25 protein-coding genes are annotated in these 26,332 nt (G+C 54.4%); 9 read left to right on the forward strand and 16 right to left on the reverse strand.

The window, feature by feature from the left end; translation table 11 throughout:
• Positions 1-49: 49 nt before the first annotated feature.
• Positions 50-796, reverse strand: a complete 747-nt coding sequence (locus tag N655_RS0114125; protein ID WP_026443503.1) for a dienelactone hydrolase family protein — start codon at positions 794-796, stop codon at positions 50-52.
• Positions 797-917: 121 nt separating this feature from the next.
• Between N655_RS0114125 and N655_RS19170 the strand changes: the two genes are divergently transcribed.
• Positions 918-1,808, forward strand: coding sequence for a YihY/virulence factor BrkB family protein (locus N655_RS19170; RefSeq protein WP_049961451.1), 891 nt, complete (start codon positions 918-920; stop codon positions 1,806-1,808).
• A 47-nt stretch (positions 1,809-1,855) separates the two neighbouring features.
• Here the strand turns inward: N655_RS19170 and N655_RS0114140 are convergent, their stop codons facing one another.
• Both N655_RS0114140 and N655_RS19175 read right to left on the reverse strand, forming a co-directional pair.
• Positions 1,856-2,737 (reverse strand): NAD(P)-dependent oxidoreductase, encoded by an 882-nt coding sequence (locus N655_RS0114140; protein ID WP_026443504.1) that lies wholly within the window; start codon positions 2,735-2,737, stop codon positions 1,856-1,858.
• Between the two features lie 79 nt (positions 2,738-2,816).
• A complete protein-coding gene (locus N655_RS19175; protein ID WP_155987604.1) occupies positions 2,817-3,656 on the reverse strand; it encodes an anti-sigma factor in 840 nt (279 codons plus the stop codon).
• Positions 3,657-3,998: 342 nt separating this feature from the next.
• On the opposite strand from N655_RS19175, the gene N655_RS0114150 reads away from it, so the two are divergent.
• Both N655_RS0114150 and N655_RS0114155 read left to right on the forward strand, forming a co-directional pair.
• Positions 3,999-7,316: a TonB-dependent receptor gene (locus N655_RS0114150; RefSeq protein ID WP_081823830.1), complete on the forward strand. Its 3,318-nt coding sequence runs from the start codon at positions 3,999-4,001 to the stop codon at positions 7,314-7,316.
• Positions 7,317-7,380: 64 nt separating this feature from the next.
• Positions 7,381-8,346, forward strand: a complete 966-nt coding sequence (locus N655_RS0114155) for a hypothetical protein (RefSeq protein WP_026443506.1) — start codon at positions 7,381-7,383, stop codon at positions 8,344-8,346.
• A 6-nt stretch (positions 8,347-8,352) separates the two neighbouring features.
• On the opposite strand, the gene N655_RS0114160 is transcribed toward N655_RS0114155, so the two are convergent.
• The 3 genes from N655_RS0114160 to N655_RS0114170 are packed head-to-tail and all read right to left on the reverse strand — an operon-like array spanning position 8,353 to position 9,887.
• On the reverse strand, positions 8,353-8,901 hold the full coding sequence (locus tag N655_RS0114160; RefSeq protein WP_044934753.1) for a zinc ribbon domain-containing protein: 549 nt from the start codon (positions 8,899-8,901) through the stop codon (positions 8,353-8,355).
• A gap of 6 nt (positions 8,902-8,907) precedes the next feature.
• Entirely contained in the window at positions 8,908-9,279 is a 372-nt protein-coding gene (locus tag N655_RS0114165; protein WP_026443508.1) for a hypothetical protein, read from the reverse strand.
• Positions 9,276-9,887: an RNA polymerase sigma factor gene (locus N655_RS0114170; protein ID WP_044936010.1), complete on the reverse strand. Its 612-nt coding sequence runs from the start codon at positions 9,885-9,887 to the stop codon at positions 9,276-9,278. The genes N655_RS0114165 and N655_RS0114170 overlap by 4 nt, the downstream gene beginning before the upstream one ends.
• A 216-nt stretch (positions 9,888-10,103) precedes the next feature.
• Here N655_RS0114170 and rlmB point away from each other — a divergent pair, with 216 nt between their 5' ends.
• From rlmB to N655_RS19185, 5 genes are all read left to right on the forward strand, one after another.
• A complete protein-coding gene (gene rlmB / locus N655_RS0114175) occupies positions 10,104-10,898 on the forward strand; it encodes a 23S rRNA (guanosine(2251)-2'-O)-methyltransferase RlmB (RefSeq protein ID WP_026443510.1) in 795 nt (264 codons plus the stop codon).
• On the forward strand, positions 10,895-12,742 hold the full coding sequence (locus tag N655_RS0114180; RefSeq protein ID WP_026443511.1) for a M1 aminopeptidase family protein: 1,848 nt from the start codon (positions 10,895-10,897) through the stop codon (positions 12,740-12,742). Before rlmB ends, N655_RS0114180 begins: the two co-directional genes overlap by 4 nt.
• A gap of 67 nt (positions 12,743-12,809) precedes the next feature.
• Positions 12,810-13,166, forward strand: a complete 357-nt coding sequence (locus N655_RS20620; RefSeq protein WP_155987605.1) for a hypothetical protein — start codon at positions 12,810-12,812, stop codon at positions 13,164-13,166.
• Positions 13,167-13,299: 133 nt separating this feature from the next.
• A complete protein-coding gene (locus N655_RS19180) occupies positions 13,300-14,490 on the forward strand; it encodes a hypothetical protein (protein ID WP_044936012.1) in 1,191 nt (396 codons plus the stop codon).
• 43 nt (positions 14,491-14,533) lie between these two features.
• A complete protein-coding gene (locus N655_RS19185; RefSeq protein WP_044934755.1) occupies positions 14,534-15,868 on the forward strand; it encodes an MFS transporter in 1,335 nt (444 codons plus the stop codon).
• A gap of 24 nt (positions 15,869-15,892) precedes the next feature.
• On the opposite strand, the gene N655_RS0114195 is transcribed toward N655_RS19185, so the two are convergent.
• The 7 genes from N655_RS0114195 to acpS all read right to left on the reverse strand — a co-directional run bounded on the left by N655_RS0114195 (position 15,893) and on the right by acpS (position 24,458).
• On the reverse strand, positions 15,893-16,513 hold the full coding sequence (locus N655_RS0114195; protein ID WP_026443512.1) for a thymidine kinase: 621 nt from the start codon (positions 16,511-16,513) through the stop codon (positions 15,893-15,895).
• Positions 16,510-17,346, reverse strand: coding sequence for a 3-deoxy-8-phosphooctulonate synthase (gene kdsA, locus N655_RS0114200; protein ID WP_202900341.1), 837 nt, complete (start codon positions 17,344-17,346; stop codon positions 16,510-16,512). The genes N655_RS0114195 and kdsA overlap by 4 nt, the downstream gene beginning before the upstream one ends.
• Before the next feature lie 156 nt (positions 17,347-17,502).
• Complete coding sequence (locus N655_RS0114205) at positions 17,503-18,753, reverse strand: lactonase family protein (RefSeq protein WP_026443514.1); 1,251 nt, start codon at positions 18,751-18,753, stop codon at positions 17,503-17,505.
• A gap of 138 nt (positions 18,754-18,891) precedes the next feature.
• On the reverse strand, positions 18,892-20,253 hold the full coding sequence (locus tag N655_RS0114210; protein WP_026443515.1) for a lactonase family protein: 1,362 nt from the start codon (positions 20,251-20,253) through the stop codon (positions 18,892-18,894).
• A 375-nt stretch (positions 20,254-20,628) separates the two neighbouring features.
• A complete protein-coding gene (locus tag N655_RS0114215; protein ID WP_026443516.1) occupies positions 20,629-22,692 on the reverse strand; it encodes a M13 family metallopeptidase in 2,064 nt (687 codons plus the stop codon).
• 166 nt (positions 22,693-22,858) lie between these two features.
• Positions 22,859-23,896: an MlaD family protein gene (locus N655_RS0114220; RefSeq protein ID WP_349509509.1), complete on the reverse strand. Its 1,038-nt coding sequence runs from the start codon at positions 23,894-23,896 to the stop codon at positions 22,859-22,861.
• 181 nt (positions 23,897-24,077) lie between these two features.
• Positions 24,078-24,458 (reverse strand): holo-ACP synthase, encoded by a 381-nt coding sequence (gene acpS / locus N655_RS0114225; protein WP_026443518.1) that lies wholly within the window; start codon positions 24,456-24,458, stop codon positions 24,078-24,080.
• 76 nt (positions 24,459-24,534) lie between these two features.
• Here acpS and N655_RS0114230 point away from each other — a divergent pair, with 76 nt between their 5' ends.
• Complete coding sequence (locus tag N655_RS0114230; protein WP_155987606.1) at positions 24,535-24,933, forward strand: hypothetical protein; 399 nt, start codon at positions 24,535-24,537, stop codon at positions 24,931-24,933.
• A 25-nt stretch (positions 24,934-24,958) separates the two neighbouring features.
• On the opposite strand, the gene N655_RS0114235 is transcribed toward N655_RS0114230, so the two are convergent.
• From N655_RS0114235 to N655_RS0114245, 3 genes are read right to left on the reverse strand one after another with little or no spacing between them, the layout of a single operon-like run.
• Positions 24,959-25,639: a radical SAM protein gene (locus tag N655_RS0114235; protein ID WP_026443520.1), complete on the reverse strand. Its 681-nt coding sequence runs from the start codon at positions 25,637-25,639 to the stop codon at positions 24,959-24,961.
• Between the two features lie 6 nt (positions 25,640-25,645).
• Positions 25,646-26,023 carry a 6-carboxytetrahydropterin synthase QueD gene (gene queD / locus N655_RS0114240; RefSeq protein WP_026443521.1) on the reverse strand — a complete coding sequence of 126 codons (378 nt, stop codon included), beginning with the start codon at positions 26,021-26,023 and terminating at the stop codon, positions 25,646-25,648.
• 53 nt (positions 26,024-26,076) lie between these two features.
• Positions 26,077-26,328 carry a hypothetical protein gene (locus N655_RS0114245; protein WP_026443522.1) on the reverse strand — a complete coding sequence of 84 codons (252 nt, stop codon included), beginning with the start codon at positions 26,326-26,328 and terminating at the stop codon, positions 26,077-26,079.
• Positions 26,329-26,332: the final 4 nt, after the last annotated feature.

A 26,332-nucleotide genomic window follows, 5' to 3' on the forward strand; every position in this document is an offset into this window, starting at 1 on the left:
GCAAGAAAAATTTTAAAAATTCAACAATTGTTACCGAATCGGATACTCCTCAGCCATTCCCTTTCAGGGTCCGAGCAAAAAATCTCTTCATCCGCTCCTGGGCATCTTTGGCGTCTTCTGGCTTGTAACCCTGGCTGTTGTTTGGATTTTCAAAGGCATGGCCGGCATCGGGGTAGATCTTTGCGTCCACTTCCTTGTGAAGATCTTTCATTGCTGCAACAAAGGCCTCTACAGAAGAGGGCGGAATTCCGCGGTCCTGGCCGCCGAAGTTCCCCAGCACCATGGCATGAATCCTGGCCAATGCGGCCTTTTCCGTGGGAAGCGGGCCATAGTTGATGGCAACTGCCCGCAGATTCGGTTCTGCCACGGCAAACTGCGCTGCATAGCCCCCACCCATACACCAACCCACAGCGCCGATTCGCTGCGGATCCACATCTTTGCGTTTTGCCAAAAAATCGAAGGCAGCCACCAGATCACGAATTCCGCGGTCCTGGGGCAGGCCGCGAGAAAGTTCATGGGCCATTTCCGGATCCGAGGCCACCTGACCTCGATATAAATCCACAGCCAGGGCCACATATCCTTCTCCGGCCAGTTCATTGGCCTGTTCTTTTATCCAGTCATTCAGGCCCCACCACTCATGAATGACGATGATTGCGGGATGAGGCCCTGCTCCGGAGGGTAGGTATAAGAGACCGGAAGCAGTTTCACTGCCGCTGGGAAAAGTGACCCTTTCCGGAGTTGCTGCCATGAGAGGAAGGCTGCAGAGCAGCAGGACACAGAAACAAAAACGCTTCATGAAAGGCCTCACAGATTGAAAATATTTCCATCGCCAGAAATCTTGCACTCAAATGCCATGGGATAGCAAATCCGCGCATCCTTGCGGGGAAAAGTTTTCATCGAAAAGAGTGGGCCCACGCATGAAAAAACGCAAAAAAACCTGCATAAAACCCTTCTTCCAACAGCTGGTCCAACTCAGCGGCATTGTCTATGACGAGTTATGGCGCAATCGGGTCTTTACGGTGGCTGCCGGTCTGGCCTATTATTTTTTGCTTTCTCTGGTTCCATTGGTCATTGTTTTTACCTCTCTCCTGCATTTTCTGCCGATCAATAACCTTGCGTATCAATTGCTGGGCCTGGTCGCGGCTCTGGTCCCTCCGGAGTCCATGAATCTGGTGTTGTCTGCTGTAAGCGGTATTCTCGCTCCGGGGCATGGAAAGGTCTTGTCTTTTGGAATCGTGGGGTACTTGTGGGCGGCGACCGGAGGATTTTCTGCCCTGATTGAAGCGCTTGAAATTGCTTACGATGTTGAAGATTGCCGGCCCTGGTGGCGACAGCGTCTCCAGGCCTTTTTCCTTACTTTTACTGCCGGGGCGGTGGCCATTCTGGCCCTGATGGCAATCCTGGCAGGACCGCACTTCGGGCACTTGTTGCTTCTGCTTTATCCCATCCCGGAGCGTTTCGTGGTTTTATGGCCTGCGCTGCGCTGGAGCATCATTGTTTTGACGTTTGTTGGCGGCACCGAGCTGATGTATTACTTTGGGCCGCGCGTCAGACCGAGTTTCTGGTCCACACTGCCTGGCGCCTTTCTGGCTGTCGCTATGTGGTTTTTGGGATCATTTGGTTTGAGCTTCTACCTGGGGAACTTTTCCAACTACAACAAAACTTATGGGTCTCTGGGGGCAGTCATCGCACTGATGTTATGGCTCTATATCAGCAGCCTGGCCATTCTGATAGGCGCAGAAGTCAACGCTGAATTGACCAAGTTAAAACAAAAGAAGCAGGTCCCGTTGCATGCAAAAGCCGCCTGAGAATCCAGCGAGTATGGAAATCGAAGCTGCACTTCCTGTGAGACTGGTTATTGGGGATTATGCGAAATGCTGCGGACAAACTGATAGTAGCCGGCCGCCCAGTCCCGATTTTGCAGACCTGCCTCTGCGGCCTGATGGAGCTGTTCAGCGAAATGGTCAGCAAGAGGGGTGCGTGTGTTGGTCGCGGCGGCCGATTCCCGGAAAAGCCGCATGTCTTTTTGTCCGAGTGCAATCGTCGCTCCGGGGACCTCTGGTGGGTGCAGCATGACCCTGGAATAAGCCTCATAAAAAGGCGAGCGGAACAGGGCAGCATTGACAACCTCAGCGTATTGGGCAGGATCAATGCTTTGTGATTCCGCATAGACAAAACCCTCGCTAAGGGAAGCAATCATGGCCGTAATCAGAAAATTCCCGCCAATCTTCATCGCATGGGCCTTATAAGGCTTTTCTCCGACCACGGTGATGCCGCGGCTAAATGTCTCCAGAAGGGGACGGATTTTCTCGATCGCGTCTGGTTTACCGGCGACCACGGTCCACAGTTTCCCCTCAGCCGCGACGTTCGGTCGGCCAAAAACCGGGGCTGCAACAAAAGAATGCCGGCGCACGGAATGTTCTGTTGTAAGCTGCTGCGAGAGCTGGACGCTGATCGTGCTGAGAGAAACATGAACTGAGCCTTCCGGCATAGCCTCCAGCACACCTTTGTTCAGCAGGACCTCAGAGACTGCAGCATCATCCATAAACATGGTGAAAAGGATGCGTGCATTTTTTACTGCCTGCCGAGGATCTGGTGCCTCGGATGCGCCGCGTTCCACCAGCGGTTTGAGACGGGAAGCTGTTCTGTTCCAGACCGTGAGCGGGAAGCCGTTTTCCAGGAGGCGCACCGCGATGGCGCTTCCCATCTGTCCTGTTCCTAAAAAGGCAATTTCCATATGAATCTTAGATTCGCAAAAGTGGTGACAGTCAGCAAGACGACGGACATCTCTGGATGGGGATGTCCGTCTCTGCTGCTTACGGATGCGGGGAATTTGTGTCCGATACGGGCTGGGCCCCGGGCACGGACCGGCCCTGTGCCTGGTCCTCCGCGGCCTTTTTCCTCAGCGAAATGATGCGAGCGTCTTCCGCCGTCTGCACAGCGGCCCGGGCATAAGAGATTTCCTGCTTACGCTGGCTCTCATGGTTTTGCATGTCCATCGCATTCTGTAATTCCTGTTTTGCAGTAGCGAACGTATCACTGGCATATTTCGCTGCGCCTGCGGCTTCGGCAATCTGTACAGCATTGATCGCCTCATAAAGTTCCAGCGGCCACTGGTCGTTGCGTGTAATCAACTCCCGCGAAGGCGTGCCTGTCGTAATGAGGCCATAAGAGCCTCGGGGCAAAAGCGAGGCGTGGGCATTGACTGGCTGAATGATGCCCTGCGTTTTGTCCGGAAGCACCTGGTTTTGCAGAACGACTGCGTCGCTGGGCATGGTAACGGCGAAATACGGCTCAGCCGTCACGATAAGGCCAAAAGACTGCAGGTCCGTAGTGACGGTCATCTCCGCCTCGGTGCCGTCGGGCAGCACTTCACCCAGGTTTACAGGACGGCCTTCTGGCGTGATGGCCCACAATACATATGTGAGGTACTCAACACCAAAGGCATTTGCAGGCTTCAGACCCTTGAACTTTGCGTGGATCGAAGTGCGGCCCAGATGGCTTTCCACCTCTGCCGTTCCTTTCGCCTCCGGCAGAAGCGGAGTTCCAGCAAAGCCGATCTCGGTCTTCCCGCTGCGATGGAAATAATTGATGGCAGGAATGTCTCTTCCAACCACCTGAATTTTGTAGACAGGAACTCCATTGCTCACTTCCATGGAAGGTTTGTTTTGCGGCCACTGATAAGTGGTTGCAGGATTGGGTTCCTGTGCGGATCCAAGCGCCGGAAGCATCAAGAAAATCGATGCAATTGTCAAAGTGGAACACAGCATTTTTCTCATCCTTAGGACTCCTGAACAAAAAGGCGACCGTTGCCAGCTTGGCAACTGCCACTTGTTGGAAGATGCGCCGGATCCCGGACGGAGATTGCTCAAACCATGGGAAAGAAAATCTGCTTTTGAGGCAACCCTCAGATCAAACAGGCAACGAAATTTTAAGCATTCAACTGCTGTTAACAGAGCGTTTAAAAAGTTTTCCCAATGGGTGGTTATGGTAAGTCCATGCAATCTCATTACTTTGGCCAGCTTCGCATCGTTTGGGGAGGCATTGTCCTGCTGATGATTTCCCTCGTTGCTCATGCACAGTTTGAAAACGGCAGTCTTGTGGGCACGCTGCGTGATGCAACGGGCGCCCCGGTTGCCGGGGCAGATATCAGCGTAACCAATACCGCCACCGGGATCGAAAATAAGACCAAAACCAATAGCGAAGGCAGCTGGGAGATTCCCTCCCTGCGAGTGGGGACCTATCGCGTGATGGCATCCATGCCTGGTTTTTCCAATGCGATTGCGGACAACATCATCCTTTCAGTGGGAAGCCGTCAGCGGATTGACCTTGTTCTGAAGCCGGGTGCGGCACAGGAAACCGTCGAGGTGAGCGATGTGGCGCTGCAACTGGAAACAGAATCCAGCCAGCGTGGTCAGGTGATCACTCAGTATCAAAGTGAAGCCCTTCCTCTTGTGAGCCGGAATTATGCGGACCTTTTGGGGTTGATTACAGGCGCTCGCGCCAATCTGAATGGTGTGCTTACCACCAATGCCAGCAGTCTGGTGCGTCAGGGGTCCTTCAACATCAATGGCCAGCGCAGTATGTATAACAACTTTTTGCTGGATGGTATGGACAACAATGCTTATGGTGAGAGTAATCAGGGTTTTGATAACCAGATTATCTCCCCGCCACCGGATTCAATTGCACAGTTTCAGGTAGTTACGAACAATGAGAGTGCCGAGTACGGACGCGCCTCGGCCGCCACGATCAATGTGGCCACGGCGAGCGGAACCAATCAGTTTCACGCAACGGCGTATGAGTTTCTTCGGAACACGGACCTGAATGCCATCGGTTATTTTGCTCCGCCTCTGGGAAAAAAACCGACCTTCAATCGCAATCAGTTTGGCTTTAATTTTGGCGGTCCAATTTTGCGCGACCGGCTCTTCTTCTTTCTGGACTATGAAGGATTCAGGCAGGTCCTCAAGCCGTTGACCGTTCTTAGTCTGCCAACGGCAAACGAGCTGAAGGGAATTCTGAGTGTGGACATTGTGGATCCTTATACCGGCATCCGCTATCCGGCCGGAACGCCCTTGCTCAATTTGCCAGACATCTCGCCGCTGGCCAAACAGATTATCGGATACATCCCAAATACAGGCTCCTCGACGGTGTCAAACAACTATCCCACCAATGCTCCGTTTACGGACAATTCTGACAAGGGAGACCTAAGGCTGGACTGGCAGATGAATCCGGCAAACTCTTTCTTTCTGCGTATCAGCGACAGAAAAGAGACGGGAGTCAACAAGCCCACGCTTCCGTTACCTCTGGATGGCGGTACGAATGGAACACAGAGAATCCTTGACCAGCAGATAGCTCTGGGCTGGACGCATCAGATGGGTGTGAACCGTCTGCTGGATGCCCGGCTTGGTCTTTCCCGCACAAAAGCCGGCAAGTACTCCTTGTCCATTGGCGACAATGCGTTCACGATTCCAGGACTGCCAACGGACCCCATCGTGGCGGGCGGACTTCCTTCGACGAGCATTTCCGGCGGATTTTCTTCTCTTGGCCGCCAAAGCACAAACCCTCAGTGGCAGAATCCAGCATTGCTGGACCCGAAGTTGAACTATTCGTGGGTCGTGGGCAAGCACTCCCTCAAGACCGGCTATGAATACCTGAAGATATGGATGGCCGTGCAGGATGCGAATCCCTTATATGGCAGCTTCACGTATTCAGGCGGCTTTACGAAAACAGGCACCAGCGCTGCTCCTGACAATTACTGGGCCGATTTTCTCTTTGGCGCCACCAGCCAGTACTCGATCGCTACCTACTTTGTCGCACATCTGCGGCAGGCCATGCACTTTGCCTATGTGCAGGACGACTGGAAGGTCTTACCGAACCTGACGCTAAATCTTGGCGTGCGGTATGAATATGGTTCACCTTACTGGGAAAAAGACAACCATTTGACGAACTTTGACCCAACCACGCAAAGCCTGGTCTACGCCCGAAATGGCAGCACCTATGACCGCACCCTGGTGGACCCAGACCTGAATGACTGGGGACCGCGCGTTGGTTTTGCTTATGCAGCCACGCCGACAACCTCGATTCGAGGAGGATTTGGCGTCAGCTACGTGCATTACAACCGGGCAGGTTCGGGCAACATTCTGGCCATTAATCCGCCGCAGGCCATTTTTGTAACGGTGAACCAGAAACCTGGGCAAGCCGGCTACCGCCGTATGGACCAGGGATTTCCGAACAATCTGGCGACACAGTTCAATCCATTAACAGCAAACATTGCTTATATCCCCAAAAACACTCGGGACAGCTATGTGGAGAGCTATTTTCTGTCTGTGCAGCAGCAGTTGGCAAAGAATGTTTTGCTGGATGTGGCCTACATCGGGAATCATGGCCTGAAGCTTCTGGACTTTTTGAATTACAACCAGAAAAACCCGGCCAATGGTTTTACCCGTCCACTTCCGTCCTGGGGCGACATCACCCTGGCCCTGAATGAGTTTTACTCGAACTACAACGCACTCCAGGTCCGGTATGAACAGCGTTTTGTTGCAGGGCTTACCCTGCTGAACTCCTTTACCTGGAGCCATTCGCTGGACAATGACAGTGCATCTTTGGAGAGCAGTACTCCCTCTCCTCAGAACGGTAACAATCTGGGGGCAGAATATGCGCAGTCTGACTATAATCAGCCCGTTGTCAATACAACCAGTCTGGTTTATGACCTGCCCTTTGGCCGTGGCCGCCGCTTCCTGAATGAGGGAGGCGTAATGAATGCGGTCTTTGGTGGATGGCAGATCAGCGGCATCAATCAGATGCAGGCCGGATTCCCATTCAACCTGACCTATAGCCCTTCGACTGCAAACCAGGTATCGCCAGGAATCAGCGCAACATATCGCGGTGCGAATGAGTACCGTCCGAATCGCGTGCCGGGACAGAAGCTGGTGGTTTCGCATTTGCAAAAAACGGTGACAGCCAGCGGAAGCCAGTATGTTCAATACATCAACACATCTGCTCTGCAACTGCCAGCCACCTATGCAGCGGACGGAAAGACGTTACTGAGTCCATTTGGCAACCTGGGTAGAAATCCGGCGCGCACGCCGGCGTATTTCGATACAGACTTGGCCTTCAACAAAAAATTCGACCTCCCGCTGGAAAGCATGAAGCTTGAGTTTCGCAGTGAGTTTTATAACATCTTCAACAAAACCAACTACAACACTCCAGGCACCGGAATGAGCGGCACGCTTGGCTCTACGCCGACTTCCGGTGGCGCGATTACCAGCACCTTTCAGCCCCGCATTATTCAATTCGGATTAAAGCTGACTTACTGACCCCAAAGGGTATATAGATATGCTGAAGCTGTTTTCGGCAAGGTCCATGGACAGGGGGCCATAAATGCAGCAAGTACTGGCAACAGCCACCGGGATCGCACTGGTATGCCTGCTGCTGAGCATCATCGCTTCGCATGTGCAGGAGATTGTTGCATCCTTTATATCGAGCCGCGCACGCACTCTGGAGGCGGCCATTCAAAAAATGATGGAAGATCCGCAGCTATATCAGATCTTTCTGAACCACCCTTTAATTCAGAACATCTCGTTTTGTCCGCCGAAGTTTCTCAAATTGAAATTTTTGTCTGAAAATCGGGCGCGTCCCACGTATATCCCTTCTTCGCTGTTCAGCAAGGTGCTGCTTGCTTCTTTGGCGATTCGGCATCGTGCGGCAGAAGCCGATTTTCCCACCCTGCTTGAGGTCATGCCGGAATCCCCGCTAAAGACCAAACTGCGAACCTTGATGACCGGGGTGCTACGCGACGCAGAGTCCTGCAGACTGGCCGTAGAGCAGTGGTATGACAGCACAATGGACCGCGTCAATGGTTTTTACAAGCGGCAGACCCAGTGGATGCTGCTAGGTTTGGGACTGCTGCTGGCGATTCTCTGTAATGCCAACCTCCTGCATCTGGCCAGTGGCCTGTGGGCCAGTCAGGCGGCGCGCGACCAGGTGAATGCTGTTGCCGAGATGTACCGTTGCAGCGGAGGACCGGAATGCGAGTCCCTGCGCAGAGATTATGATCATGCCCGGCGCACCATCGAAAAAGACTTATGGGCCCTGCCGCTAGGTTATGACCTGGGTTATGTAAAAAACTATTGGTGCACCTTCAATCAGCCAGCTTTAGGAGAAACCCGGCTGCACCACACGATGAAGATACTGGCACACTGGTTGGTAAACCTGTTTGGATGGCTTTTGACAGGTATTGCTGTCTCGCTGGGAGCGCCATTCTGGTTCGATGTGCTGAATAAATTCATCAATCTGCGCATCACAGGGGCGAAGCCGCCAAAGGCCGAGAATGCACAGCCCGCCTGAGCTGGCCTAACACTCATCCTGAAAAGCGTGCAGACGTGCCGGCCGCTGGTCTGTTGAAAGATTGTGTCCGCAGTGGACACAATAAAGGTCCGTAATGCGAACACTGCGGTAGCACTTTCCGCAGGAGGCAGAGATCTGATACGCGCACTGCGGGCAGAAGTGGTATTCACTCTGGACACGAGTGCCGCAAGCGGGACACAGAGAGATGATCGGCTGGCGAAGAAGAAAATAGAGCACCGCGCCGATTCCTCCAGGCATAACCAGGCAGATGACAATCCAGATCCGCGCACTCATGCCGCGGCGCGGTGAGTCATTACTCACATACCCCACCATCAGCATGTATAAAGAAGCCAGAAGCCCCCAGGTAATGGCAAGATAAAGCCGAATCCCCATGGGGGGATGATGGTGATTCTCATGCGGGAAGACCACCCAGAAGAGATACTCCATGCCAACGAAGGCCAGAATGGCGGCGGCGACAGACCAGCGAGGGATGAGCTTCAGCTCGCTCGAAAAGGATCCATCAGCTTCGATGCGGATTGGGTAATGAGTGGCCATGGCAAATCAACGGCGTTGATGACGCCCGAATCGCAGCGGTCCCTGATCTTTAAAGCTAATCAGAAGCACACCGAGTACGGCAGAGAAAAGGACCAGCGCCAGGAATGCGACCATCTGCGGCAATTCATAAAGATGTTCTCCGCCAAAATAATCATCCATCGTGCTCCAGATGGCAGGGGTCAGCAGCGCGGAAAGCGCAAGAAACACTACAGAGACAATGGCAATGTTCCGGCGGTTGCGTCTGCGCTGTTCGCGCAGTTCATTCGCAGTTTGCAGGACAGCGCGGCGGGTGCGCTGCACTACCGCGGTGCTGGCGGATGTATTCATCCCGGCCAGCATGTCAATCAACTGTGGATCAGGAATGCGCGGTGCGCTCATTGCGCCTCCTGCTTTGCGGTCATGGCTTCCAGGCGTGGTTTCAGAGAGGCCAGTCCCCGGTAAAGCCTGGATTTCACGGTGGACAGCGGGGCGCGCGTAATCTGGGCAATTTCTTCAAGCGCAAGCTCTTCGTGAAAGCGCAGGACCAGGACTTCGCGATGAAGAGGGTCGAGCGTCAACAGCAATTCTGCTACGATGCGGCTGTTTTCATAGCTCTGATAAAGATCAAAGGGATTTGGATCATTTCCGGCAACTTCGTAAGGACGCTCATCTTCGCCAGAATCGCAGAGTTCTTCCAGGCTGACCATGCTCCGTCTGCGTCGCAGGTCGATTACCAGGTTCCGGGCGATCGTAAAGAGCCATGTTTCAAAACGCGCGTTGCCGTTATACTGGTCGCCACGCATCAGGACGCGCATCCATGTTTCCTGAAACAGGTCCTCAGCAAGGTCGCGGTTTCCCGTGAGATAGAGCAGATACCGAAGCAGCCGATGCTGATACTGCACAATCAGTTCATCGAGAAGACCGGCGTCATGTCGCTTCAGGCCCTGGGCTATCAGCACGCTTTCTTCGCGCGCCTGGGCAGTCAGGGTAATCGATGCGGTGCTCATACCTTTGTTTGAGACGGAAGATCTGCCTCCGAAGACTCGCCCGGACAGAATATTTTCGAGCTTTTTGATCTGGCCCGTAAGCATAGGCTCCTTTTCTGGCCATATGGTTCCTGCTCCGGGGACGGCGCTGGGACCGGAAGGATTCTCCGGAACAAAAGGCAATTACTACCATTATCAGACACTTAGAGGTAAAGGAGCAAGGGATAAACTACTTCAATGGAAGTCCTTTATGGCCTGCATCCGGTTGAAGAGGCCCTGCGGGCAGGAAGACGCCGGTTTGACCATGTCTGTATCGCACGCGAGCGGCAGGACCAACGGCTGCAACGAGTAGTGGATCTCTGTCGAGAGGCAGGAGTCCGACTGCGGTTTGAACCACGAGAGCATCTGACTCGCCTGGCAAAGACCCCGGGACATCAAGGTGTTGTGGCTGTTGTAAGAGAAAAGGCGACTCTGGAGCTCGAAGATCTGCTGCAGTCTCCTGCGGACGGACGAGCGCGCTTGCTGCTTGCCCTGGATGGTGTGGAGGACCCCCAGAATCTGGGGGCACTGCTGCGTACGGCCGATGGGGCAGGGGTGGATGGAGTCGTCCTGACCGAGCGGCGGTCCGCACCCCTGAGTCCAGTAGCGGTGAAGGCATCTGCAGGGGCGGCGGAACATGTTCCGATTGCCCGCGTCGTGAACCTTAGCCGCGCCATGGAGCAGATGAAGCAACAGAATTTGTGGTGTGTGGGGCTCGATGAACGCGGTACCCTCTCTTACGATGAGTTTGATTTCACGTCTAACACTGTAGTTGTCCTTGGGCGGGAAGGGGCAGGACTGCATGATCTGGTGAAACGGCACTGTGATCACCTTCTCCGCATACCGATGGCCGGTAAGGTGGCATCTCTGAATGTTTCCGTAGCAGGAGCGGTTGTTTTGTATGAGGCTGCGCGGCAAAGGCGGGCAAAGGCGGGGAAAAGTGTGTCGCCGCCCAAGAAAAAAGAAAAAAGAGGTCTGGGTTTAAGTTCATGACGCTGGTAAGGCTGCTTGCTGCGGCCGCTCTCTGCACTGCAATTGCCTCGGCTCAGGAGGCGGTTCAGAATGCACCTTCGGAAAATCACGGGAAGGTCCTGTTTCGGAGTTCTGTGAATGGCCCGCAGACCTCGACTCCGCAAAAAGCACCGGCCATTCAGGCAAAGGCGACAGATGCGGAGCGCTCTGCTGTCACCTTGGTTCGCTACGACCTTGATGTGCACTTGATGCTTCCACAGCATGCCCTGGCTGTCCAGGCGCTCGTGACTCTTCGCAATGATGGCGATGCGCCCCTTCGTGAGGTCCCGCTCCAGTTGTCCTCACAGCTCCACTTTGAAACCGTGACTCTGGAAACAAAGAAGCTCGCGTTTGCACAAAACCTCATCAACAGCGATGCGGACCATACGGGCCAGCTTCGCGAAGCGGTGGTCGAACTGCCACAACCGCTCGCACCCAAAGGGGCACTGACGCTGGACGTGGCCTACAGCGGCGAAATCACGCCTTCTGCAAAACGGCTCGAACAAATTGGTACTCCTTCTGACATTGCCCAGCAGGCAGACTGGGACCAGATCTCTGAAGACTTTACTGGCTTGCGCGGCTTTGGTGATGTGGTGTGGTATCCGGTGGCTTCTGTCCCGCATCTGCTGGGCGATGGACCGCAGCTTTTTTCCGAGATTGGAAGCCAGAAATTAAGGCAGCAGGAGGCCAGAGCAATCATCCGCGTCACCGCGGAATATACGGGCACAGCCCCGAATGCTGCTGTCCTGGATGGCCAGTATCTCGCAGTGCCAGCGCCAAAGGTAACTCCCACAGCGTCCTTTCCCGGAGTCGTGACTTTTTCGCTTCCAGAGCACCGTCTTGGCTTTGGTTCCCTAAGCCTTTTTCTTGCGCCTCGAACGGTGCATGAGGCAAATGGCGTGCGAATTCTTACAACCCTGGACGACGAACCTTTTGTACAGAGTTATCAGACTGCAGCCACAATGGTGCAGCCGCTTGTTGAGCAATGGCTAGGGAAGGCAAAAGGCCCTCTCACAATCTTGGATTTGCCGGGCAGAGAAGACGCCCCATTTGAGCAGGGTGCACTCATCGCGACTGGACTTCGGCCTCTGGATCCCCAAAAACTTACCGGAGTGCTTTGTCATGGATTGGCCCATGCGGCCTTCCAGTCTCCGCGGGAGTGGCTGAATGAAGGCGTAGCAAATTTTCTGGTGACGCTCTGGCTGGAGCAGAGCAGGGGCCGCGAGGTCGCGCTGGAATCGATGGAATCATCGCGAGGTGCTTTGGCCATTGGCGAGCCATCGAGTCCGGGCGAGAGCGCAGGAGAACCGCTCATTGCCGCCTCAGATGCGATCTATTACCGCAGCAAAGCAACCTATGTACTTTGGATGCTCCGGGACCTTGCCGGAGATAAAGCTCTATCGGCTGCCTTGCGCAACTATGATCCCGCACAAGACACCAACTCGGACTATTTTGAACATCTGGTGGAGCAGGCCAGCGGCAAAGACCTGAAATGGTTTTTTGATGACTGGGTTTATCGTGATCCCGGGCTCCCCGACCTCTCCATTACCGCGGTTTATACAAATACCACATCGCAGACAGGGCAGTATCTGATTGCAGTCGACCTTGCCAACGATGGATATGCGGCAGCTGATGTTCCTTTAACGATCCACACGCGGGAGGGAACACAGACCAGCCGCGTGCAGGTTCCTGCCCGCTCCAGAATCACGCGGCGCATTCTTGTTACCGGCCTTCCGACAGAGGTGGTTTTGAATGATGGTGTGGTCCCCGAGGTGCAGGCCACCGTCCATAAGCATGAAATCGTGATGAGCGGAAATGCGAACTGAAAGAAAGGCCGTCTCTTGCCGAGAGGCATCCGCTGGATTCATTTTGGCGGGTGCTACAATGCCTGATATGCGGTGGCGCATCTTGTTTGCCGTTCTCATCGCGGCCTTGCTGGTTGCCGGACCAATCGCTTCTGCTCTGTGCGAGATGAGCTGCCTGCCGCAGGCCCAGCAGGGTCCATGCTGCTCCCCGCATGTGGTCGCGCAAGCGATGACCCATTGCGAGCATTCCAGGTCGTTATGGCTTACCGAAGCACATGCCTGTGACCACCCACAGCAGGCTGCGGTGATTGCAAACACGGTCGCTTGCGCCGGAATGAGTGTAATCCACGAGACAGAGTCTTCGCTCCACGTTCCGCCCGTGCCTGTCTCGATGCCCGAAATGACCAGCCTGAGGCCAGTAACTCCTGTTCCTCTTCGTATCTGAATCTCTCAGAGCTCTCTCTTTTCATCCTGCGGTCGATAGGCCGCGCGCATCTCTGTTTTTACTACGAGGAGCTCTTGTGACCCGATTTTTGCTCTTTTTCCTGCTTTCGTGCAGTGTTCTGTCTGGACAGGACATGTCAGACCTGATGGACCGTGGAAACCATGATTTTGCGCAGCAGATTGTGCATCACGCGACCTCCGGCACTAGCGCTGAGCCGAATTCTACCCCCACGCCGATGTGGATGAAGATGCAGGGCAACTGGATGCTGATGTTCCATGCCAATGCCTTTGTCATGGATGAGCAGCAAACGAGTCCACGCGGAGGAGACAAATTTTTTTCGACCAACTGGTTCATGCCCATGGCGCAGCGTTCGCTGGGGCCTGGATATCTGACCTTGCGCGGAATGTTCAGCCTGGAACCAGCGACAATCACAGAGCGCCGTTATCCATTGCTTTTCCAGCAGGGAGAAACCGCTTACGGCAAGCCGATTGTAGACGGACAACATCCGCATAATTTTTTGATGGAATTGGCCGCCATTTATGACTGGAAGCTGGGCGAGCATTCGTTATTGACTTTCTATGCGGCCCCGGTCGGAGATCCCGCCATTGGCCCAACAGCATTTCCCCATCGCGCCTCCGCATTGGAAAACCCGGTGGCCCCCCTGGGACACCATCAGGAAGATTCCACACACATTGCTGCAGATGTCATCACAGCAGGATTCACGCACGGCATTGTACGTATCGAGGGCAGTGGATTTCATGGGCGGGAACCGAACGAGCACCGCTGGCAGGTCCAACAGGGGGCGATCGACTCCTGGTCTCTGCGGCTGGCGATGCAACCCGGGCAAAACTGGAGCGGACAGTACTCCTATGGGCGCCTGCACAGTCCGGAAGCGCTGTTTCCTACCGAAGACCAAGAGCGCATGACAGCATCTGTGATGTATAACCGGCCTCTCAAAAAGGGCAACTGGGCGAGCTCACTCGTATGGGGAAGGACCCGGTCTCTGTCCGATCAGGTGATCCAGAATAGTTATCTGCTCGAATCCACGCTGCAATTTGCCGAAAAAAATTACCTCTGGACACGCATGGAAAACGTAGACCGCACTACAGAGCTGCTCGATGAAGCAGGACCGGAAGAACCGGCAGGCCGGGTTCAGGCTTACACCTTTGGATATGACCGCAATTTCAGCCTGCTGTCCCACTGGACGACAGCCTGGGGGGCGCAGGTGTCCGTTTACAGCCCCGGTCCGCCGTTGCAACACGTGTATGGAAGCGATCCTATGGGGGTGATTGTGTTTTTCCGCTTACGCCCGAGAGGGAAATGAAGCCCATGCGTTCACTGAGACATCGAAGAAATAGAACGGACGGATGAAAAACAAGGGACAGACAAAACCAGAGAAACCAGCGGCAAATAGGGATTTTTCTCACGCCTGGCGCGCATTACGGCACCGTAACTTTCGCCTCTTTTTTGGCGGGCAGAGCATTTCGCTGATTGGTACCTGGATGACGCGGATTGCGACTTCCTGGCTGGTCTATCGCCTTACGAAGTCATCACTGCTGCTAGGCACGGTCAGCTTTGCCGGACAGATACCAACCTTTCTGTTCGCCCCATTTGCAGGTGTTCTGGTAGACCGCGCAGACCGCCGCAAGGTGCTGATCTGGACACAGGCGCTGGCGATGGTGCAATCGCTGGCGCTGGCTGGATTGACGCTGACGCACATCATCACGATCCATGAGGTGTTGCTGCTGAGTGTCTTTCAAGGGCTGATTAATGCCTTTGACATGCCTGGCAGGCAGGCCTTCATGGTCCAAATGGTCGAGGACCGCGCAGACCTATCCAACGCCATTGCCATTAACTCTTCGATGGTCAACCTGGCGCGTCTGGTGGGGCCTTCGCTGGCAGGTCTGGTCATTGCTGCCACCAATGAAGGCTGGTGCTTCCTGATGGATGGTGTGAGCTATATTGCGGTGATCGCCTCGCTGTTGATGATGCGGGTCAGACAGGGAGATGAGAGGCCTGGTGCAACCTCCATGATCGAACAACTCAAAGAAGGCTGGGTCTATGTCTCCGGTTCTGTGCCCGTTCGCACAATTCTCTTGCTTTTTGCCCTGGTCAGTCTGATGGGGATGCCTTTTGTCGTGCTGATGCCGGTATTTGCTGCGCAGGTGCTTCATGGAGGGCCGCATACACTGGGTTTTCTGATGGGGGCATTGGGAGTAGGGGCCCTGATATCGGCACTTTCGCTTGTGGTCCGCAAATCAGTACGTGGGCTTTCCAAAATGGTCCCGCTGGCGGCCTTGATTTTTGGCCTGGGGCTGATTGCTTTTGGATTTTCCACCCGCCAATGGCTTTCCCTGCTGTTGATGCTGGTCACCGGCTTTGGCATGATGCAGGGAATGACGGCCAGCAATACGATCATCCAGACGCTCGTTCCGGAGGACAAACGAGGCCGTGTTATGAGCTATTACACCATCGCTTTTGTGGGTATGGCCCCCTTCGGCAGCCTGTTGGCCGGTGGGCTGGCCCACGCAATTGGCGCGCAGCGTACCGTCATTGTAAGTGGAATTGCCTGTATCGCCGGTGCCCTTTGGTTTTGGGCCCACCTAAAAGACGTGCGGGAAGAGATGCGGCCGATCTATGAACAACTCGGTATCCTTCAACCGCGGATGCCGGCAGTCGTAGAAGAAGAAGTCAACAGTTGACTGCAAATGCCAAAAACCGGTGCCTTATGACGAAATGCCGAGTGAAGACGGCTGCGTGGGCAGTTCCAACTGTTCTGACCCGGTAAAAGGTTCAAAATGCGTCCTGCACCGTGCTTCATATAAACCGACGGCCCCTACAACGACGAGTTCACGGCTTTCACCAAGCCTTTGCGTGTGGATCGCCGGCGCTCCGCACACCATACAAACAGCAGAAAGCTTCAACACCTCGTCGGCCACCGCCATCAGGTCGGGAATCGGTCGGAACGGTTCACCGGCGTAGGTCGTGTCCAGACCGGCAATGATGATGCGCTTTCCCCGATGCACCATCTCGAGCGCGAGATGCACCAGGCTTTCATCAAAAAACTGGGCTTCATCGATGCCCAGGACATCCACTTCATCAAGTTTTGGAAATAGCGCCTCGCGCAAATGGTCCACACTCGGAACCACGCAGGCATCATGGGTCTGGGCGCTATGGGAAGCAATTGCAGTTTTGTGATAGCGCAGGTCAATGTCCGGCTTGAAGCAAATCACGCGCTGCCGCGCAATCTTTGCTCGGCGAATCCGTCGAATCAGTTCCTCAGATTTACCGGAAAACATCGGTCCGGTGATGACCTCGATACGTCCTGGAAAGGGGACTGCGCTCATGGCAGTACCCCCTTTGTGCGGACGGCCTCATGAACTGCGAGGAGGCTTTCGAGGACAGGCCGAAGGTCCTTGAGGGCCAAGGCATTGGCTCCATCAGACTTGGCCTCTTTTGGATTGTCGTGGACCTCAAGAAAAACACCATCCACGCCGGCAGCGACTGCAGCGCGCGTCAAGACCGGAATGAATTCAGGCTGGCCGCCGGAAACTCCATTGGCAGCCGAGGGCGTTTGCACAGAATGTGTTCCATCGAAGACAACTGGAGCAAACCGGCGCATGATGGGAAGGGAGCGCATGTCCACAACAAGATTGTTGTATCCAAAGCTGGCGCCTCTTTCCGTCAGAAATACGCGGGAGTTTCCGGTAGCGGCTAGTTTTTCAACAGCATGTTTCATGTCCCAGGGCGCCACAAACTGGCCCTTTTTTACGTTGACTGCACGCCCCGTCCGTCCGGCCGCAAGCAACAGGTCTGTCTGTCGGCAGAGAAAGGCAGGAATCTGCAGGACATCGGCGCCTTCGGCGGCAATCTCGCAGTGTCCCGGCTCATGTACATCGGTGAGCACCGGCAGTCCGGTGCTTTCTGCCAGACGGCGCAAAATGGCCGTGCCCTCGACCAGGCCAGGCCCGCGAAAGCTGGTGACCGATGTTCGGTTGGCCTTGTCATACGAGGCCTTGAAGATATAGGGAACGCCCAGATCTGAAGTTACGCGCTGGATCGCTTCCGCCATTTTGCGCGCATGGGCTTCACTTTCGATGACGCAAGGACCGGCAATTAAAAAGAGCTTTCCGGCGCCCACGTGGACAGCACCAATTTCAAATTCACGACTCACATTCATGATTGAAACATAAGATCCACTGCACTGAGCAGTGGGAGTATTTGCCCGGAAAAGCAAAAAGGCCGCATTGAAGGGCCTTCTTGCTCAGAATAACGATAAGGAACGTTCCTCCGGGCCTGCGCTCCGTTCAAGCGCAATCCAGAGTGAAGGAAACCATCACCCAGCCGTGCTTTGGACGTTCTGTAAAGAGTGGTTTCCGTGTGGAATGGCCGCAGCACAGGTAGGCTGTCCGCTAGCGCTGTAGGGCGAATTCTGCGTGGAAGTCAACGCGCCGGTATTTGGGTTCAGCTCAAAGCCAGTCACGGTGTTGTCAATAAAGTTGGCCGTGTAGACGAAACGCCCCAACGCTGGCTCAACCAACACGCAGAAGGGTCCTGCCCCGGTGGCATAGGTCCCTGCCCCGGCTACCGCTGACGGAGTTCCATTGGAGCCAATTGCGTATGCACTGATGTCGTTGGCATTGTAATTGGCGACATAGAGATACTGCCCACGAGGATCCACCGTAATATTGAACGGCAAAGTGTCCGTCTTGGTGGGACCATTGGGGTTAGGGCTCAAAGCACCGGTGGAGAGAATCGTAAAGGTAATGAGCTGGTTCTGGAGACTGTCGGTTACATAGAGGTAAGTCCCGTTCTGGCTCGTCACCGCAATCAGAGAAGAGGGCGAGGTCCCGGCCTGGAAGGGGCTGCCGGCCACATTCGACAGGGTTCCGCCAGAAGCCACATTAAAGGCATAAACTTCACCCAGGCTGGATGCGGAATTCTGGGCCGAGACGTAGACATAGTTTCCATTGGCCAGAGCAGAAACACCCGTTGGATTCATCCCCACCGGTACATAGGTTGCCGTTTGCGTGGTGTTGCTGGAATCCACAAACGTCTGGGTCACCGGAGTGCAGCCGGTAAGTGCCTGGTTGGAATTCAAAGGATAGACAACAACGTCGCCCGGGCCAGGATTGCTGCTGCTGTATACCGGTCCACCCGGATATTGCGGCGAGTACTGGTCGACCACGTATAAGAAAGTCCCGGATTGGTTCACGGCGATGGCCAGCGGAGCAGATCCCGGCGTATTGCAGGTCTGCTGAGGATAGATTTTGGCGTCGGTACCGATGGCAAACTGCACAATGTTGTTGTCGTCCTTGTTAACAACATACAGATACTTGCCATTCGGCGATGTCACCATGGCCACAGGATTTCTGCCGCCAGAGGGGTAGGGTGACTCCTGGATCTGCGTCAGTGCTCCAGACAGAGAGTCAGCCAGATAGACGTTGATCTGTCCTGGATTGTTCTTGGAGGCTGCCACATACACGTAGTCCACTGTGTTGCTGGGGCTGCAGGAGGTAAGAGCAAGACCCGCCCCCAGAGACGTTGCTGCGGCCAGAAGCAACCGGCCCGATTTCCTCAACTTCATGCGCTTCCTTCATCCTGGCCTCAAGCGGCGCAGGTATTCTTTTCGATTCGGGAAGTGACTCCCGTTTGCATTGTAAAATCCCGGGCCATGTTTGGCATATGACACCCTACATGGCCTATGGTCCTTGCCAACCGCTGCTCAGCTTGTGCGTCCGCTGATAGCACACCAGGTCGGATTGCCGACGGTATTAAAGGTCGACCCGCGGCGCAGAAGAGTCAGCGAGCCGGATTTTGGATCAAGAATACGTCCGGTAATCTGACTGTCGTTAAAGCCAGTGGTATACACATACTGGTTTGACGGGTCTTCCAGAATGCAGCTGACCCCGGAGCCTGAACCATACGGCTCTCCGGGAATGGGGGAAAGTGCTCCGCTGCTCGAATCTACAATGGTAAAACCCGTAATTTCACTGATTGGATTGACGGTTCCTGAGGTGGGCCCGGAATTGGCGACGTAAATAAATTTACTTTGACTGTCGACGATCAGAGCGGTTGGGTTCTGGGCCGTCGAATCGTTCTGCGTCACACCACTGGACTGCAACTGGAGAATTCCATTGGATCCTACCGTGTAAGAGCGTATCTGATTCAGACCGGCATCCAGGATATAAACGTCCGAGGCCCCGATCAGAGAGGTACCTTTGGCCGTGGTAATCGCTGACATCCGCTGGGTGCCCATGGCTAAAGGAGCATTTTGCGTCAGTGTTAACTGACCGGTGGAGCTGTTCAACTGATACGGGAAAACGGTTTGCAGATCATTGTTTGTGGAGCTTCCAGCATCTGCCGTCAGAACATAGCCGCCGGAGATGGTGAAGTCCACCGGGAAGCAGCCGACCGGGAAGTACGTAAGTTGTACCGTTGTGCCATTGGCAGTAGTGGCCTGCTGCTGCTGGTTGGTAATAATGGACAGGCGGCCCGTACTGCTGTCAATCGAAAAGACCGTGATCCCTCCCCGCGGATAATACTTTCCATCTGAGCCCTGGCAGGGATAGGTGCTGCTATAGCTGTTCTGCGGGGTGAAGGTGCTGGTGAAAGTCCCGTCCGCTTTCAAAATAGGAACATAAGTGTCCAGAGCGAACATGAACTTGCCGCTCGAATCGGTCAGGATGCGGGTAGTTTTTGAACCCTGGCTGGTATAGCTCAACTGAAAGGCCAGATTTCCGTACCCGCCGACGTTGAAAACAGCAATCGTGGCGCCGTTGTAAGTGATGGCGCCGCTTGAGTCTGTCTGTTCCGCCCCCTCATTCAGGACGTAGACATAACGTCCTCCACTGAGGACAAGGACCCGCACGGGGTTCGTGCCGCCGGAGCCGTATGGAGATCCCGGAGCCGGGTTTAACGCGCCGGTCTCATAGCTCACACGGTATGAGCCGATTTGGTTATATTGCGAGCCAACTGTGAAGAGGAATGCCTCTGTGTAATCGTTCCGGCACGAAACAGTCCCGACAATCAGGACTGCGGTAACTACCGCGGCCAAAGCCATCTGGCCAAACTTTTTAAACCTCATGCGCTTCCTTCATCCTGGCCTCGAATGCGGCGCAGGGAACTTGTTGGGAACCACTCCCGTCTGCATTGTAAAACATCAGGACCCAAAACCGTGCATATCACTCAAAGCAGAGCCTGTCAGGCGGACACTCTGTTGTGATCCATAGTTTTCTTGACGGCCTGATTGTTATTGAGACTTTTCTAATTTTGCACCGTAAGCAGAGGAAAGGGAATTTTCCGGCAGGAAAATTTCTTCTCCACAAGGTGCCAAGGCACCGATGAACAGCATCGAGGAGGCTGATTTTCGAGCAGCCCTCCACCGGGCCTGAGCGAAAAACTGGCCCGGTAGGAGGGATCGAAGCAGAAATTTTTCTTCTCCAGCACCCAAGGAGGCCGCTCACCATACGCGGCACGGATTGTCCGGCATCATGGGTTGGCCCTGATGGCAGCCAAATGCCTTGCCGAATTCGTCAAAGTTACGTACCACGCCATTGACGCGATACATACCGGGGGAATGTGGGTCTACCTTTGCGGAAACCCGCTGGGCCTGCTCGGTCCGGTTTTCGCACCAGATCTGCGCATAGGAGATGAAGAACCTCTGTGGCGCGGTATAGCCGTCGATTTTCGTTTCCGGGCTCTTTTGCTCCTCGGCCAGAGTGCTCATCAGCGCCTGATATGCGATCCGGATACCGCCGTTGTCGGCCGTGTTTTCACCCAGGGTCAGTTTGCCGTTGAGGTGCGTTCCCGGAACAGGTTCAAAGCCGTCATATTCTTTCACTTCGCATTCCGTGCGCTCGTCAAAGGCCTTCTTGTCTTCGGGTGCCCACCAGTTCTTCACATTTCCTTTGGCATCATATTTACTGCCCTCATCATCGAAGCCATGCGTCATTTCGTGTCCAATCACGACACCGATTGCGCCAAAGTTCACAGCAGGGTCCTTACTATTGTCAAAGAATGGTGGCTGAAGGATTCCGGCAGGGAAGTTGATGTCGTTCATGGACGGATCATAGTAAGCGTTGACCGTAGGTGGAGTCATTCCCCACTCTTTTTCGTCCACTGGTTTGCCAAGATGATGGATTTCCCAATCCCATTGAAAGGCAGCGGCACGCTCTACATTGCCAACCAGGTCATCCCGTTTTACTTCTAGTTTGGAATAGTCCCGCCACTTTTCCGGGTAGCCGATCTTCTGCCGGAAGGCCGCTAGCTTTTCCTCTGCCTGCTTTTTGGTCTCTGGGCTCATCCAGGGCAGGGACTGGATGTCTTCATCCAGCGCTTTTTTGAGCGCCTCCACCAGTTTTTCCATGTTCTGCTTTGCGGAAGGAGGAAAGTTTTCCTTGACCCAGTCCTGACCTACGGCCTCACCCATGGCGCGGTCGGTCAGCATGGTGCAGCGCTTCCAGCGGGCGGTTTGTTCAACCTGTCCTTGCAGCGTCTTCTGGAAGAAGTTGAAATTGGCATCATCAAAATCTCGCGATAGCCAGGGGGCCATGCCATTGATGACGTGGAACCGCAGGTAGCTTTTGATACTTTCCAGGCTTTGTCCGTCAAGGACCTCGTTGAGTGCCTTGAAGTAGCCGGGGGTGGCTACGTTCAACGTGTCAAAGTGCGGCGCATTCAGTCCGGCAATGTAACCCGACCAGTCAAAGTTGGGGGTGAGCGTATCCAGCTCGGTGACCTTCATGATGTGATAGACATTGTCTGGATTGCGCAACTCGACCCGAGGAAGCGACCCTTTGGCCAAAGCCGTTTCAATGTCCAGTACATTTTGGGCCTCTGCCTGGGCCTGACTGTCGGAATCTCCGGCAAGCTTGAAAAGCTGCACAATGTAATCGTGATACTGGCTGCGGATCTTCGCCATGCGATCATTGTCTTCCAGATAGTAATCGCGGTCCGGAAGCGAGAGGCCTCCCTGGGAGGTGCTGGCGATCTGTTTGGTTGAATCCTTCTGGTCCTGCTCCACGCCAAAGCCCATGAATGCATGGATTCCGTCCTGGGTCTGCAACTCAGCCAGCAGGGGGCCGAGCTGTTTTTTGTCACTGAGGGAATCGATCTTTTTCAGGACCGGAAGAATCGGCTTGTCTCCCAGTTTGTCTGCGAGGTCCGTATTCATGCAAGCAGCAAAGAAATCACCGTATTTGTGCTGGAGAGGAGATTGCGGGTTGTCTGCGGCCTTTTTAAGGTCGGTGTAGAGAAGATAGCGGTTATATTCGGCCAGCTCATTAAATCGCCCCCAGCGCACCTGGTCCGATGGGATGGGATTATTTTTACGCCAGTTTCCGCAAGCATACTGGTAGAAGTCGGTGCAGGGGTCAGCGGAGGTATCGATGGCCGAAAGGTCGAAGCTGTGAGGGGTTTTCGGAGCAACGGGAGCTGAGCTTCCCGAGTTTGTTCCGCTGATGCTTTGCGCCATGGCCAATCCAGCACTCAGCAGCAGTACCGAGGCAATACGAATCTGTTGCATAAATGTCCTCTATCTTCTTTGGCTTTCAATCTGACAAAGTAAGGTATCACGTACCGGGCGGGAGAGTCAGCATCTCTGGGCCGCCCAGTGGAGAGACAGGAAGGCCGCCAGCGATTTGCTCTATGGCGGCAGCGAGGCGGCCATAAAGCCGCGACTGATGGATGACTCAGAAAATCTTCAGGCGGATGGTCAGATATTTCTTAGGGTTTTGACGGATAGCTGTAATCAGGTCATTGCTGTTTTGCATTAACTGGTCGGCATGATCATATAGGCTGCGGTTGCGCATAAGCTGACCGATGGTACCCTCGCCATTATCGACGCGATTGAGAATAGAGTCCAGCTTGGTGACCGTGTCATTCAGCTTGTCGGCAAAGCGGGGATCTTTGGCCAGAATGCCGATGCTGCCTTTGCCAGCATTAATGTCAGTCAGCAATGCATTCAGGTTTTGGGTCGACTCGCGGAGGTTTTTATAGAGAGTGTCGTCCTTCAACAGTTTGCCAATGGTGCCCTGTCCCTGGTCCAGCTCGTTGGCCATCTTTTCCAGCTTCCCTACAGTATTGTTGGCCCGGTTGTAGAGCGTGTCGTCGGCGATGAGCTTGCCAATCGAGCCTTTTCCATTGCTGATCTGGTCAACCAGCCCCTGGATCTCATTCAGTGTATTGTTGGCCCGGTTGTAGAGTTCAGGATCGTTAATCAACTTGCCGATGGAGCCTTTGCCTGTGTTCAGAGCGTCTACAAGATTGTCTACTTTCGCAAGAATGGTATTGAGCTGCTCAATCGTCCCTTGGCTGGACTTGATGACATCGCTCAGGTTGGGGGATTCGGTGGTCTGCAACTCAGCTCCGTCCTGAATTTCGGGTCCTGTCGCGAATTTGCTGTTGATGTCTACGACTGTGTCGCCCAAAACTCCGATGGTTTCCAGGCTGGTTTTCGAATCGGTATGCAGCGCAGGAAGATATTTTCTGCTGACACGCATGATCACTTCTACCGGCGTCAGCTTGCGTTCAGGAACGATGCGGATACTCTTCACGTTGCCGATGGTGACCCCTTCAAGATTGACAGGCGCCCCGACCTTCAGGCCGGCAGAATTTTCAAAGTATGACCGGATGGTAAGTTTCCCGCTCAGGAAGCCGCCGGTACTGCTTGACATGAGAAAGACAAGCGCGGTGAGCGCTACCAGCGCTACCAGCACCAGAACGCCCACTTTCAACTGAGACCATTGAACTTCCTGCTGGCTAGGCACAAACCCCCTCGTACAAAGAAAGTGGTCACTAAACCGTGCTGCGACTAGAGGATATCAGACATAAGGTCCTCGGTTGCAGTCATCATTTGGATGAAGGATGGCTTCAGAGTGTTGCTAAAACTTCCAGTGCGCGCGGCCGTAGTTAATCTCCTTCCAGCAGCACCGAAGCCATGGCCAGCGACCCGGTATGCGAAATCGAAAGTGAAGTGTGGCGTACTCCGAGCCGCTGTGCAATTTCCAGCGCCCTTCCAGCAAAGTGCAGTGTAGGGCGTTGCCCCGGCTCGCGCCTGACTTCCAGCTCTTTCCAGGTGACCCCGTATTGGATGCCGGTACCCAGGGCCTTTGCGCCCGCTTCTTTGGCGGCAAAACGCGCAGCAAAACTCTCCGCTGCATTTTTCTTTCTCCGGCAGTAGCTGATTTCACCCGGAGTGAAGACTTTGTTCAGAAAGCGGTCGCCATATCGCGCAATCGAATGCGAAATCCGCTCAATTTCCACAATGTCAATCCCTGTGCCCAACAGCATGAAAGCACCGTACCACAATTCAGTCCTAAAGCTGGACGGTGAGAAGAAAAAACGAAGGGATTCCGATGGAAAGACTGTGCAGCCTGTTGAAGAAAAAATAGACTGGGACCTGACTCTTACCGGATTCGATTCGGGAGATCGGCAGCGGACCATCCGCTTTTTATCAGGTGCGATTATTGGATGTGGTGGCTGGGTGCTCTCCCGCAGTCTTGACGCCTCTGATTCGGCCGAAATTACCTTTGAATTTGCCCGCGTCATCAGCGTTGAGATTTACAGCGTGTTGATCGCGGCCGGGCTTGAATTAAGCCGTGACGCCCATTTGAGCATGACGGAACTCTGCCAGTGCACAAAGGCGCTGATTGACACCTGCGCCTATGATATTGCTCGCATCCGTCTCCTGGTCCTGCCTAAGGTGGTCCAGCCAGAACGCAAGAAGCGTGAAACCACGAAGACCGCTAAAAATCCAGGTTCCTGAGGAGAAGACAGGCAGCGCCACCCTCTTACACTCCTTTTTTCTGCGGCTCCCAGATGAATTTGTGAATCTGCAGGCTTAATCTCGCCTCCAGACCATCGGCCAGCATCCATTCCACAAGTTCGCGCGGATCAAGCAGGCAGTTCTCAGTACTGCGGGCTGTAGACGGAAGCTTGTGGAACGCAGGGGAGAGAAGCACACTGCCAACCCGGGCCTCCAGTGCATGACGGCGGATGAAGTCCCGTGCAAATTCATAGTCTTCACGATTGGCGATGACAAACTTGACCTCGTCTCTTTGGGTCAGGAACTCCAGGTTGCTGGCGCGAAAACTGCCGCTTTCCCCAGAGGCTGGACATTTGACATCCACGATTTTGTGGACAGCGGGCGGGACCCGGTCCAGCGGCCGCTCTCCGCTTGTTTCCATCATCAGCTCATAGCCAAGCACCAACAGACGCTGCATCAGCGGCACAAGCTCACGTTCCTGCAGCAGAGGTTCGCCGCCGGTGAATTCAATCAGACGCACGGGGGCAAGTTTTTCTATCTCAGTGAGGATTTGTTCCTCAGACAGCTTATGGCCCCCGTTGAAGGTATATTCTGAATCGCACCACGAACAACGCAGATTGCAGCCTGCCAGTCGAACAAAGATACAGGGGCGTCCTGCATGGCTGGACTCGCCCTGTACAGACTTATAGATTTCAATCAGATACACGGTCCGTTACTCGTAGTAGGTGGCCGTAGTGGTGTCGGTTTCATAGATGGTGCAGTCTTTCACGCGAACACGTCCACCAGTCATCTCTGCCAGTTGCTTGTTAGTTTCATCGTAGAAGTAGCGCGCGAGGTTCTCGGCAGATGGATTGATTTCCGTAAATGGATCAAGGTCATTGAGCATCTGGTGGTCCAGGCGGTCAATGACGGGACGCATCACCTGTTTAAGGTCTTTAAAGTCCAGCAAAAGGCCAGCGGCATCCAGCTCCTCTCCTCGCAGCGTGATGCGGACCTTGTAATTATGGCCGTGCGGATTCTCGCATTTGCCTTTGTAATTGCGCAGGTAATGTCCGGAGGAAAACCCGCGTTCCACGGTAACTTCGTACATTCTGAAATGGCTCTCTCAAGGGCAGATTGCCCATCTTTTATTGTATCGGTTAGCTAACGCGGTTTTCGCCTGCGCTGCTGATATTTGCGCTCTTCTGTCCGGCGGTCCACCTGTTCAAACATGGCAGTCAGTGACCCGGCCAGGGCCACGATCAGGCCGGCAAGGGCCAGAAACATGGCAGCGGTCTTCCAGAGCGAGCCATTGCCGGGCAGACCTGGCTGGGAGTTGCCCACATAGACCATTCCGCAGGAGATGAGTGCGAACAGCAGCAGCGTACTGGCAAGAATGTATAAGTTTCGGGCCATTTCC

Source organism: Pseudacidobacterium ailaaui, from assembly GCF_000688455.1.
In the GTDB taxonomy this organism is placed as follows: Bacteria; Acidobacteriota; Terriglobia; order Terriglobales; family Acidobacteriaceae; genus Pseudacidobacterium; species Pseudacidobacterium ailaaui.